Source organism: Nocardia wallacei, from assembly GCF_029868745.1.
GTDB lineage: Bacteria > Actinomycetota > Actinomycetes > Mycobacteriales > Mycobacteriaceae > Nocardia > Nocardia wallacei_B.
Genome location: NZ_JARWOP010000179.1, coordinates 1 through 11,559 on the forward strand (window position 1 = coordinate 1; position 11,559 = coordinate 11,559).

The window sequence follows — 11,559 nt, forward strand, 5'->3', positions numbered from 1 at the left end:
GGTGCACTGGTACAACACCCAGCGCCTCCACTCGTCGATCGGCTACCTGCCGCCGGTCGAATACGAACACCTCTACCATCAACAGAGCATCTCAGCCGAGGTGGCCTGAACCCGAGTCTCCACCGGATCCAGGACGGTTCACACATCGGTTGGACGGGATCAGCGCCCTATCGGGCAACGCCTCAGCGCGATCAGGCAACACCGACTCGTGCCCGAGACCCACACCCGATCCGTGCCGACGATCGGACGCTTGGGCCGTACCGTGGAAATGGTCAGGCCCGCCTACGGAAACGAGGAGGCTTCACATGCATGCATCCAAAGGTGACAGGCTGGTCGTGCACGGCCGCGTCGTAGGTCAGCAGGACCGCGTCGTCGAGATCGTCGAAGTGCTCGGCGCCGACGGCACGCCCCCCTACCGAGTCCGGGCCGAGAACGGGCACGAGACCATCATGACGCCCGGCCCGGACACCGTCGTAGACCACCGCAAGTCAACGGCCACCGAGTGACACTGTCCCACCGAACCGGTCGGCCAGTCCGGCTTTCGCGTTGCAGGCTGGCACCTTTCATTGGAGGGCCGGGAGTACCAGCAGTGATCATTTCGGCACGGTCTGGCCGGTCATGCGGTTGATGCCACGGCGGGCGAGAGCTCGACGCCGCCGAATTCCGCGGCGGGCGAGGTCGTTGAAGTTCCATGACCTGGGTCGTTTCGCCCAGAGCAACGGGGGTACCTCGTCTGTGCGTTACCGGCCTGGCTGCTGGATGGATCTTGTGCGCAGCTTGGCGTTCGATGATCGATGTGTTCGGTTGTGCCCCATTGTCGATACCGGTGGATGGCTGGACGGTTGAGTGATCTGCCGGGCGTACCACGCGAGCGAACTCGAGGAGGTTGTCCGACATGGAACATGCAGGAGACCGCATCAAGGAGAACTTGGAGTACGCGAAAGGCCAGGCCAAAGATGCCTTCGGCAAGGTGTTCCACCAAGATGATCCGCACGGGGAGAGGGCCAACGCAGATAACGAGGCGGGGCCTACAGAAGAGCAGGATGTCTAGTACCTGACCTCGTAGCGACCTCGGTGAGCCGGTCCCGGTCACGGCGGAGGACCTGCCTGGCCGGGACTGCGCCACCGCAGCGAATCGACCTCGCAGACCTACTGATTCGCCGGTGGCGACCCGAAGATCTCCGACCGCGATGGGATGCGATGTCCGCATCGTTGGCTCATCTGTGCCCGTGGATCGGCGGTATGGACCTACTCGCGACGCTCGAGGGCCAACGTGAGTACAGCCGGATGGTCGCGGGCTGGCCCGGTGAGGACATGGCCTTCCGCTACGGCATCTTCGCTCTCGACGGCACCGTGCTCGGCGGCATCACTCTCGACTCCAGCATCGACCCGACCGCCCCCGAACTCGGCTACTGGTGCCATGTCGCACACACCGGTCGCGGCGTCATCACCCGTGCCGCCGCGGCGCTGACCGAGATCGCGCTTGCTCTGCCGGGAGTCGATCGTGTCGAAATCCGTTGCGACGCAGCCAACGATCGCAGCGCAGCCATTCCTCGCCGGCTCGGATACCTCCTCGAAGGGACCGCACCGCGCCGGCCGACTGCCCCGGCCGAATCGGGCAGACAGATGCGCTGGGTCAGGCGCCACTAGCGCATGTCCACAACCTGTCCGGTTGCTCATTGCCCAACACCATCCTGAGCTGCCGTCGAGCGGCACAGCCCGGACAACAGTCGTGCTGGCGGGTTCGTGTTCAAATGCTGTGGTTTCGGTGGACGGCGTGGTGGGAGGTCGGCGGTTGGCTGACGTGGCCGCGCGGGCGCTGCGGCGGGCTGCTGCTGACCGGTTGGTGGCGTTGGCTCGTCGCGGGGAGCTGACCAGCGATCATGTCCGGTTGAGCGCGGAGACTCTGGGTGTCGCCGAGCGGACGGTGTGGCGGTGGCTGCACGCCCGCCGCGCCGGTGTTGCCGCTTCGCCGCGGCCCCGGTTCCGGATCGACGACGAGTTGCGGGTCCGGCTGGCGTATTGGCGGGCCAATGTGATGGCGCTGCATCGTGAGCTGGTCGAGGCCGAGAAGATCGGTGGCGCAGCAGCTTCGAGCAAATCCGCGCTGTAACGGGCGGTCGAGGCCGATGTGAGCAGTGGTGACCGTGCAGGATTGCGGGAAAGTGAATGTGCGCGCCGTAAGTACGACGTGTTTCTGAAGCGGCCGCCGTCGTTCCGGAATGCGGCGTGGGAGGCCGATCATGTGGAGGCGGCGGTGCAGGTCGAGGTCGACGGCCGGTTGCGCAAGCCGTGGGTGACATGGTTCATCGACGCCGCGCACACCGTGATCCTCGGGGTGGCGGTGACACCGCAGACGCCGAGCCGCGAGAGCATCCTGGCGGCGTTGCGGGCGGCGATCTCGCGCGTCGAGCAGTACGGGTCGGCGGGCGTCCTGCCCGGAGTGGTGCGGGTGGACCAGGGGAAGGATTCTTGTCGAGCACGGTGAGTGAGGGCCTGGTTGTCGGCGAATGATCGTTTACCGACCACGATGCGCCGGCTTCGGCCGCTCGATCAGCGGCATTCCGGGATGTTGTCGGTGCTGAGCGAGCCAACCTCGGTAGCAAGGTGAGGGGGCGACACCGATCAGGGTGGGGATCGGTGCGGCGCGTTGCACCGGCAGGGCTCGCGAGGTCGGCTCTAATGGACGGCGAAGACGCCGGGGGCCTGGTCGGCTTTGCAAGGGCACTCCGCACCCTGAGCCATTGCAATCTGAGATTTCAACGATGAATGGAGAGATGCGTGCGGCTACCACTGTTCTGTCTCGATCCTTCCTCGACACCTGCGCGGTCGATACCTCGCCGGCGGAGGCCCTCGGTGTGGAAGTCCGGCGCCGCGATCGCCCTCGCGGTGGCTGCCGTGCTCGGTGGGTCGATCTCGAATGCTGTTCCGGCGTCCGCGGACGGTCCTGACGCAGCCTTCAAACATGAGGTGCTGGTCCAGCACAACAAGTATCGAGCCCAGTATGGTGCACGGCCGCTGACCTGGAGCGATGCTCTGTATCCGGCTGCGCTCGAGTGGGCCGGACAATGCAAGTTCCAGCACTCTCAGGCTGGAGGAAAGTACGGGGAGAACCTCTACGCCTTCGGGGGCACCGACACCGGCGCTGCCATCGATCAGGCGATGAAGGCGTGGATGGCAGAGGCAGCCAAATACAACTACGCCAACCCGGTCTTTTCCGGTGCGACCGGGCACTTCACCCAGGTCGTGTGGAAGTCCACCACCCAGGTCGCCGCGGCTGTGGTTAAGTGTCCGGCAGACACCATCTTCTCCCAGCCCAGCGTGTTCGTCGTGGCTCGATACAGCCCGCCGGGCAACTACCAGGGGAAGTTCCAGCAGAACGTAGGCAGGCGGGTGTAACCCGAGGCAGCCGAGGCCGCACCCGTTCCGGAAAACAATCATGGTGTCGGTGGGGACCTTCGACTGGCATTCGATCGCGCCGAAGACGTTGCGGCGCATGCCGATCGCCGAAACGACCGTGATGGCCGCGACGGTGGTCGTGACCGTCGCCACCCACAACCTCGCCATCGGTGTCGTGGTCGGCGTGCTCACCGCCATGATCGCCTTCGCCCACCGCGTCGCCCACTTCACCGAAGTCACCGCCCTGCCCGGTGCCGATGCCGACCACGCCGAGGAGCGGTCGGGGACGCGGGTGTACAAGGTGCGCGGGGAGTTGTTCTTCGCCTCCAGCAACGACCTGGTCTACCAGTTCGACTACACCGGCGATCCGGCCCATATCGTGATCGACATGTCCGACACCCACATCTGGGACGCGTCCACCGTCGCCGCGCTCGACGCCATCACCACCAAATACGCCGCCAAAGGCAAAACGGTGGAGATCATCGGCCTCAACCCGGCGTCGGAGGCACGCCACGGCCGGCTGTCCCGACACCTCGCGGGCGCCCACTGATGGGCGCACCGGAGGGCGGGTTTCTGCAGATCGGTCAGGTGGCCGAGCGAACCGAGTTGTCGCTCAAGACGATCCGCCACTACGACGAAGTGGGGCTCGTGCAGCCCTCGGCGCGATCGGCGGGCGGGTTCCGCCTCTACACCGACACCGACGTCGACCGATTGCTGGTGATCCGCCGCATGAAACCTCTCGGCTTCACCCTCGCCGAGATGACACAACTGCTCGACGCCCTCGACATCCTCGCCGCCCCGGACGCCGCCGCGGCCCGCCGCGACCAGGCCCGCGTCTTCGTCGACGAGATGCACGCCCAGGCCCGCGAGCGGTGCGCGGCCCTGGCCCGCCAGCTCGCCTACGCCGAGGAGTTCACTGCCCTCCTCGCCACCCACACCCGCCACTGAGCGATCTCCCCGGAAGCGGCAGCGCCGCAGACGGTTACGAATGGTCGCGATGACCGGGCAGCAGCCACCCCAGCGCGGCCACGGCGAGCATGACCACGCTCATCGCCACGAAAGCCCGCCCGTAGGCGTCCGCGAACGTCGCTGCTCCGGTGCCGCTGGGGACGGCGAGGGTGACCAGGACGGCGAGGCCGAGGCCGCCGCCGATCTGCTTGGTCGTGTTCATCAACCCCGACGCCGCACCCGCCGCACCCGGGTCGACACCGGAGGTGACCGCGGCCGTGACCGGAGTATTCAGCAGGCCACTCCCGGCACTGAAAACGATTGCGGGACCGAGGATTCCGGCTGCATACCCGGTAGCAGGGCCGAGGCGGCTCTGCCACCAGAACCCGGCGGCGGCGAGCACACCTCCAGCCGCGATCACCACCCGGGAATCGAGGCGCGCCATCAGCCACGGCGTAGCCAGCATGGCGGCGAGGATCGCGACCAGCGTGTGCGGCAGGAACGCCAGACCGGTCTGCAACGGGCTGTAGCCCAGAACGTTCTGCATGGACAGCGTGAGGAAATACCACATCGGATTCAGGCACGCGCCCGCCAGCCCCATCACCACATTCCCGACTCCGACCGACCGAATCCGCAACAACCGCAACGGCATCAACGGCACCACCGCCCGTGCCTCCACCACCACGAAACTGGCCAGCAGCGTCAAACCGGCACCGATCCCGCCCAGCGTCCACGGCGCCGTCCAGCCAGCGGTCGCGGCTCGTGCGACACCGAACGCCAGAGCGCCGAGCCCGGCGGTAGCCAGCACGGCGCCGGTCACATCGACTCGGCTGCCGTGGTCGCGCCACCGATCACGGGGAACGAACCGCAGCGCCGCCACCGCGGCGAGCACACCGACCGGGACGTTGATCAGCAGTGTGGACCGCCACGACAGGAATGCCGACCACACCGCGCGCCGCGCGCAGATCGCCGACGCGCTCGTACGGGTAGCCGCCCGCGACGGGCTGCACGCGGTATCGATGCGGTCGGTTGCCGCCGAGGCGAAAGTGTCACTACGCCTGGTGCAGTACTATTTCCACACCAAGACCGGGCTGCTGATCGGCGCACTGGCACATCTCGAACAGCAATCGCGGCAGCGGTGGGCCGAGCGGCTGCGCGGACTGCCGGATCCGCCGCCCCCGCGCGCCTTCGTGGAGGCGTTCGTGGCCGAAGCGCTAGCGACCGACGACCCCAGCCGCGCGTTCCACCTCGTCGGCACGTCCTACACGATGCTCGCCCGCACCGATCCCGAACTCGCCGCACCACCGTTCGCCGCGGGCATCGACCACCTCGAACACCAACTCGCCGACGCGCTCACCCGCGCCCGCGACCACGGCGAACTGGCCCCGGGCCTCGACCCCCGATACGAGGCGACCCGACTGGTCATGATGGTCAACGGCCTGGGCACCGCCGTGCTGGCCGGCCACCACGAGATCGACTACGCCCTCACCGTGCTCCGCGACCATCTCGACCGCGTGTTCTCCACCGCAGGTTCCTGATTCGCCATTCCCGCCACCGCCCACCGCGGCGGCTGTGCGCGGGGTGAGCCCCGCATCTGCTGCGCGGCAGCATGTTTCGCGACCGTCATCCCCGGTGACGCTGCGCTCACTGCCACCCGTTGATAGAGACGCCCATCCGCCATCACTACGCTATTACATAGCACTTTGCCGATATATCCCGCTTGACTCCGCAGAATAGAAAGACTTAGCTTGTATTCTGTGACTGTTGAGGACGAGCGAGCCGACGAGGATCTCCGGCTTGCCGAATCGGTGCGATGGGCGGTATCGCGGCTGTCGTCGCGACTGCGCGCGGAACAGCCCGGAAGCGGGCGGCCGTTGACCCGGCTGGCGGCGTCGGTACTGGCGAACCTCGCGCACAGTGGCCCGCTGACCGCCTCGAAACTGGCCGCCATCGAAGGATTGCAGGTGCAGTCACTGACCCGGGTCCTCAACGAGCTCGACGACCTCGGCCGGATTCGCCGCTCCCGCAGCGACATCGACGCCCGGCAGCACGACATCGTCATCACCGATACCGGACGCGAGGCGCTGCGCGAACATGTCCGCGACGGCAACGTCTGGCTGGCCACCGCGCTGCGTCACACCCTCAGCGACGCCGAACGCGGCGTGCTGGCCATCGCCGCCGGACTACTACGCGAACTCGCCGACACCCCCGCCGCCGGGCACCCCGCGCGTGACGACGGCGCGGCACCCGCCCTATGACCGTCCGCCGGGCGCTGACCACGCGCTCGAAACCGTTGGCGGCGGGCAGGATTCAACTCCTGCTGGTGCTCGCCGGGCTCAGCGGCGCGGCACCCCTTGCCACCGACATGTACGTGCCCGGCCTGCCGGACCTCGCCGCCTCGCTGGACACCGACGCCTCCGGGGCCCAGCTGTCACTGACCGGATTCCTGGCCGGAATCATCGTCGGCCAACTGGTCCTCGGACCCCTCAGCGACGGGATCGGGCGACGTCCCGTCCTGCTGACGGGCACCGCGGGATTCGCCGCCCTCTCCGCGCTCTGCGCATCAGCACCCACCATCGCGATACTCGACCTCGCCCGCTTCGGTCAAGGCGTCAGCGGCGCCGCCGGTATCGTCGTCGCCCGCGCCGTGGTCGCCGACCTGTTCGACGATCACGACATCGCCGCCATGTACTCCCGCCTCGGCGCCATCACCGCCGCCGCTCCCGTCCTCGCGCCCATGGCGGGCGGAGCCCTGCTACTGCTCCTGCCCTGGCGCGGCATCTTCGCGATACTCGCCGCCTTCGGCGTGCTGCTGACCGCCGGGGTCTGGCGATGGATCCCCGAATCGCATCCCCCACACGCCCGGACCTCCGGCGGTATCACCGGCGGGCTACGCGCGATCACCGCCCTGGCCACCCGCCGCGCCGTCCTGGCCCCCGTACTCGCGCTGTCGTTCGGTGGCGCAGCGGTTTTCGCCTACATCGCCGGAACCACCTTCGTGTTCCAGGACACCTACAACCTCACTCCGGCCGCCGCGAGCCTCGTCTACGGCGGCAACGCCGCCGGCAACATGCTCGGCAGTCTCGCCTACGGGCGCCTGGTGAAACACCGTGCGCCGGAAACACTCCTCGTCGCCTCCGCCGGTGTCGCCGCGACCGGGGCGGCGCTGCTGTTACTCGTCTCTCTCACCACCGGCAGCCCCATGACCGTCACCTGGGGGTGTCTTCTGGTGTCGCTCACCGCATTCGGAGTCTTCTTCCCCGCCGTGGTCACCATCGCCCAGCAACGTGGCCGCACGGCCCCCGGCGCGACATCGGCACTCCTCGGTGGCGGGCAATTCCTCCTCGGCGCCGCCACCTCCCCGATCGTCGGCCTGTTCGACACCCACGGCCCCGCACCGATGGCAGCCGTCATGACGATCGTCCTCACCCTGGCCACCCTCACCGCAGTCGCTACCGCCCACTACAGAACGCAACCCGATGGCTACAGCGGTGGCCACTGAGCCACCGAATCCGCTGTCGAGAATCTCCTGGGGGGCGGTCCGGCCGCACTCGGTTCGACTGTCAGAACTCCGGTCGCATTCCGGGCGGGTGGGGGGAGGAGGCGTCGAAGTCGGCCTTCGGGCGCACGCGGACTTGTCGCATCGTGGGACAAACCCACCCGTCTTCCCGGGCTTGGCCTCCCATTCATCGAGCCACCACGGCATGGTCCGCAGCACCATCTCGATAGAGCGGCTGTCGGACCAGACCGCGAACTCGATGCCGAACTTTCGGGGAAGTGATACGACATCGGGGTGGCGCCTTGAGCGCGGACCTGGTCGTAGGCGATGGGGAACATCGCCAGGATCGCGAGCACGCAGGCCAGCGCTGTGCCCCGGGTGCGGGCTGCCCACACCACCGCTACCGTCAGTGCCGCGAAGACGGCGACGAGGTGCCGGAGCACCAGATGTAGTGCGGCACAGAAGGTTCGGACGAACAGCAACCCGATCAGGACTGCGGCCGTGGTGCCGCGGCGGCGCCAGTCGACGAAGGTGCCGTAGCGGCTGAGGAGCACGCACACCAGCACCAGCAACCCGATCGCGAGCATCGGCAGCACGCGGGCGGGCCAGCGTAGCGGTCCGATGTGTCCGGGTCCGGCGGTCCACATCAGGAAGATGAGCGCGAACAGTGCTGGACCGGTGAATTCCCGGATGGCGCGCCGGACGGCGGGCGAGTCGATGAAGGCCAGCAGCGGGATCAGGAACCAGGCGATGTACACCATGGGCAGTGGCTGGACGTACCCCCACCAGCTCTCGAACGCCGGAACCGTGCTGGGCAGGCTGGCATTCAGCGATTCCGACCACGGCACATCCAGGAACGAATCGTTGAGGATGCGCTGGTTGCCGCGCCAAGTCACCGACGACGAGAGCATGCTCGGCAGGAACGTCGACAGCCCGGCCAGCCCGGCGCAGCCGGCGACCAGCAGCAGCCGCAACGTCGGTCGCCACGGACGCAGGTAGACGACCTCGCCCACCGCCACCGCGACGATCATGATCGCGGATTCGACTGCGGGGAAGATGTATTGGACCGAGATCGCCAGATACAGGAAGACGAATACCGGTATCGGCGCACCGCGTCCGCGGGTGTACCGGACGGCCGAAACCCAGGCGTGCAGCATCCACGCGGTCCCGGCCAGTGACGTCGCCCAGCGGCAACTGCGTGACCATGCCAGCGCGTGTGTTTCGGCGAACGGTTAAGCCGGTCGTGGACGTAGACGTATAGGACGCGGGGGCGAAATCCGATAGGGACGTAACAGCTGTTGCAATACGCTACGTTCTCGAGAGAGACTCTCTCGTAGTAAGAGTGTCTCTCTCGGGAGGTCTTCGTGTTGCGGATTGTCCAGTGCGATACCGGCGTTTTCGGCAAGGCGGCGATCGATGCGGTGCGGGCTCATCCCGAGCTGGCGCCGGCGTGTGCACATCCGGGTCCGGGGGTCGCGCGTGGCTGAATCGCTGCGGGATCGGCAGAAGGCACAGATCCGTGGCGATATTCAACGGGCGGCGGCGCGGCTGTTCGCCGAGCGTGGGTTCGACGCGGTGACCACCGAGGAGATCGCGGCGGCCGCGGGTATCGGGCACAGCACCTATTTCCGGTATGTGACCAGCAAAGAGGACCTGCTGCTGGGCATTCTGCGCCGGGCCGGTGCGGCCATCGTCGACAACCTGCACGCACGGCCCGGCAGCGAGTCGGCCGACGAAGCGCTGTGCCAGGCAAGCCTGCAGTGGAGCCGGGCATTCGTCGCCGAGCAGGAGGCACTGGACAACTGGCGCACCGCGATTCGAGCCGCACCGCATGTACTCGACCGCGTCGCGCTGGTCGGCCGCTTCGAGCGCGAGCAGCTGACCAAACTCGTCGGCGACCGGATGGGCGCGCGACCCGACGAGGACATCCGGCCCGGCCTGCTGGTCCACACGGTGCTCGCCGCAGCCGAATTCGCCTTCCTGCGCTGGCTCGACAACGACGACCCCCGCGCCCCCACCCTGCACCAGCTCACCGAACAAGCTTTCGAAGGAACCAGGACCCAATGTTGGAAGTAACCGAATCCACGGCGGTAAACCCTGTGCGCGGCAACGGATTTCTCCGTGTCTGGATGGTGGTAGCCGTATTCGTCGTGGTCGGCGCCGCGGTACCGATTGCGCTGCATATCGCGCGCTACGGCGTCAACGTCGGGCAGATCATTTTGGTGACATTCACCTGGATCAATGTGATGATCGCGCTGTGGGAGATCTCGCTGAACCTGCGCATCTCCCTCATCGAGCGCCAGCACGAGCGGTTCGTCGCGGACTATCGCGGACGCGAACTCGACCGGGTGATCGACTTCTTCACCGCCCCCATCCGACTCCGTGAGATCGTGCGGCCCAGTACTTGGGCGCAGGTCTGGTCGTCGTACTCGCTGTTCGATCCCGCCTACGCTAACCGCAAATCGTTCGGCTTCTGGGTCGACTCCGGCAACGGCTACGTGACGCTGATCCCGTCGCTGCTGTTCATCTACGGCCTCACCTTCGACATGATTCCGGCGCGCGCGTTGGGGATCATGGGCCTGATCATCTTCTGGATGATGTTCTACGGCACCGTCCTCTACTACCTCGCCTACTTCTTCAACAAGGAATACGTCGGGCACACCAGACGCAACCTCGCGATCTTCATCGGCGGGACCAACAGCCTGTGGCTCCTCGCCCCGGCATGGGGCATGGTCGCCAGCATCATCCTGATCAACACCGACTCCTACGACGTCCTCCGTTAAGTTCTGCACTCCCTCGTCGGCATTATCGAGCACTTTCAGGTGATCTCCCCGTCCGCGGCATCAACCATGTGACCAGCAAGATCCTGGCAATATCTCGACTTGAGACAGTTCCTAGCGTTGAGCTGTGTTGCTGTCCTGCGACATGGTGGCGAGTGCGTTTCGTGTGAATTCGTCGGCGGGCAGGAACGTCTCGATGGCGATCTCGTCGAGGGTCACATCTCGTGGCGAGCCGAATACGGTGACCGTGTACAGCAGTGAGAGCTCTCCGGACCCTGTCGCCATCCGCATTGGAGTGACGATGTCATCGCCGGGTGAGGGGTCCGGTGGCGGAGCGTCCGTCGGTGCGGGGTACGACTCCAGTTCGGCGAGGAGTTCCGCGAGCTTGGGGTCGGCGGTGCGCTCCAGTTGGCGGCGGACGCGGCGTAGCGCGTTGGCGCGCCACTGTGCAGGGTTGAGAAGCGTCCCCGCGAGCCCGTCGGGATGCAGCGTGGCTCGCAGCATGTTCAGCGGCGGACCGGCGACGGCCTGCGGCACCTGATCGAGGAAACGACACATAGCGGGGTTGGCCTCGAGGACGTTCCACCTGGTGTTGATCGCGACCGCCGGATACGGGTCGTGAGCGCGCAGCAAGGTGTCGAGCGCGACCCGCACCGGGCCGAGATCCTGCCACGCGTTTTCCCCGTGCACGGGAGCGAAGCCGGCGGCCAGGTACAGCGAGTTGCGCTCGCGCAGCGGAATATCCAGCTCCTCACACAGGCGCTCGATCATGTGCCTGCTGGGCTGCGCCCGTCCGGTTTCGATGCAGCTGAGATGCCGCGTGGATACCGCCGCAGCCAGCGCGACATCGAGCTGCGGGGGCCGGCCGGCGCGCAGGCCCCCCCCCCCCCACCACCCGCCCCAACACCCCGGGGAAAAACAAACGCCCCCCCG

At 67.0% G+C, this 11,559-nt stretch carries 15 protein-coding genes and 2 pseudogenes; 14 read left to right on the forward strand and 3 right to left on the reverse strand.

Annotated elements, in window-relative coordinates; translation table 11 throughout:
- The 9 genes and pseudogenes from QH470_RS38115 to QH470_RS14985 form a co-directional block, all read left to right on the forward strand.
- Positions 1-109 (forward strand): IS3 family transposase (locus QH470_RS38115; RefSeq protein ID WP_342213397.1); only part of this gene is annotated, 109 nt, incomplete at its 5' end.
- 196 nt (positions 110-305) lie between these two features.
- On the forward strand, positions 306-506 hold the full coding sequence (locus tag QH470_RS14950; RefSeq protein WP_280272958.1) for a DUF1918 domain-containing protein: 201 nt from the start codon (positions 306-308) through the stop codon (positions 504-506).
- A 389-nt stretch (positions 507-895) separates the two neighbouring features.
- Positions 896-1,051: a hypothetical protein gene (locus tag QH470_RS14955; RefSeq protein WP_280272959.1), complete on the forward strand. Its 156-nt coding sequence runs from the start codon at positions 896-898 to the stop codon at positions 1,049-1,051.
- A gap of 23 nt (positions 1,052-1,074) precedes the next feature.
- Positions 1,075-1,650: a GNAT family N-acetyltransferase gene (locus tag QH470_RS14960; protein ID WP_280272960.1), complete on the forward strand. Its 576-nt coding sequence runs from the start codon at positions 1,075-1,077 to the stop codon at positions 1,648-1,650.
- A 145-nt stretch (positions 1,651-1,795) separates the two neighbouring features.
- The gene (locus QH470_RS14965) at positions 1,796-2,113 is read left to right on the forward strand and encodes a hypothetical protein (protein WP_280272961.1); all 318 of its coding nucleotides are present in this window, start codon (positions 1,796-1,798) and stop codon (positions 2,111-2,113) included.
- 78 nt (positions 2,114-2,191) lie between these two features.
- Positions 2,192-2,488, forward strand: a complete 297-nt coding sequence (locus QH470_RS14970; protein ID WP_280272962.1) for a hypothetical protein — start codon at positions 2,192-2,194, stop codon at positions 2,486-2,488.
- Positions 2,489-2,856: 368 nt separating this feature from the next.
- On the forward strand, positions 2,857-3,399 hold the full coding sequence (locus QH470_RS14975; RefSeq protein WP_280272963.1) for a CAP family protein: 543 nt from the start codon (positions 2,857-2,859) through the stop codon (positions 3,397-3,399).
- A 37-nt stretch (positions 3,400-3,436) separates the two neighbouring features.
- Positions 3,437-3,949: pseudogene (locus QH470_RS14980) on the forward strand (STAS domain-containing protein); the annotation flags it as partial.
- Positions 3,949-4,347: a MerR family transcriptional regulator gene (locus QH470_RS14985; protein WP_280272964.1), complete on the forward strand. Its 399-nt coding sequence runs from the start codon at positions 3,949-3,951 to the stop codon at positions 4,345-4,347. The pseudogene QH470_RS14980 and the gene QH470_RS14985, both read left to right, overlap by 1 nt.
- 34 nt (positions 4,348-4,381) lie before the next feature.
- On the opposite strand, the gene QH470_RS14990 is transcribed toward QH470_RS14985, so the two are convergent.
- Positions 4,382-5,296: an MFS transporter gene (locus tag QH470_RS14990; protein ID WP_280272965.1), complete on the reverse strand. Its 915-nt coding sequence runs from the start codon at positions 5,294-5,296 to the stop codon at positions 4,382-4,384.
- Between QH470_RS14990 and QH470_RS14995 the strand changes: the two genes are divergently transcribed.
- From QH470_RS14995 to QH470_RS15005, 3 genes are all read left to right on the forward strand, one after another.
- On the forward strand, positions 5,265-5,885 hold the full coding sequence (locus QH470_RS14995) for a TetR/AcrR family transcriptional regulator (protein WP_280272966.1): 621 nt from the start codon (positions 5,265-5,267) through the stop codon (positions 5,883-5,885). The genes QH470_RS14990 and QH470_RS14995 overlap by 32 nt on opposite strands.
- A 219-nt stretch (positions 5,886-6,104) precedes the next feature.
- On the forward strand, positions 6,105-6,605 hold the full coding sequence (locus QH470_RS15000) for a MarR family winged helix-turn-helix transcriptional regulator (protein WP_280272967.1): 501 nt from the start codon (positions 6,105-6,107) through the stop codon (positions 6,603-6,605).
- Positions 6,602-7,849, forward strand: a complete 1,248-nt coding sequence (locus QH470_RS15005; RefSeq protein WP_280272968.1) for a multidrug effflux MFS transporter — start codon at positions 6,602-6,604, stop codon at positions 7,847-7,849. Before QH470_RS15000 ends, QH470_RS15005 begins: the two co-directional genes overlap by 4 nt.
- Before the next feature lie 236 nt (positions 7,850-8,085).
- Here QH470_RS15005 and QH470_RS15010 read toward each other — a convergent pair.
- Positions 8,086-9,033, reverse strand: a pseudogene (locus QH470_RS15010) (hypothetical protein); the annotation flags it as partial.
- A gap of 292 nt (positions 9,034-9,325) precedes the next feature.
- Here QH470_RS15010 and QH470_RS15015 point away from each other — a divergent pair.
- Complete coding sequence (locus tag QH470_RS15015) at positions 9,326-9,922, forward strand: TetR family transcriptional regulator (protein ID WP_280272969.1); 597 nt, start codon at positions 9,326-9,328, stop codon at positions 9,920-9,922.
- A complete protein-coding gene (locus tag QH470_RS15020) occupies positions 9,910-10,629 on the forward strand; it encodes a hypothetical protein (protein WP_280272970.1) in 720 nt (239 codons plus the stop codon). The genes QH470_RS15015 and QH470_RS15020 overlap by 13 nt, the downstream gene beginning before the upstream one ends.
- Before the next feature lie 111 nt (positions 10,630-10,740).
- Here the strand turns inward: QH470_RS15020 and QH470_RS15025 are convergent.
- Positions 10,741-11,559, reverse strand: an 819-nt coding sequence (locus QH470_RS15025; RefSeq protein ID WP_280272971.1) for a helix-turn-helix domain-containing protein, incomplete at its 5' end; no start/stop codon positions are given.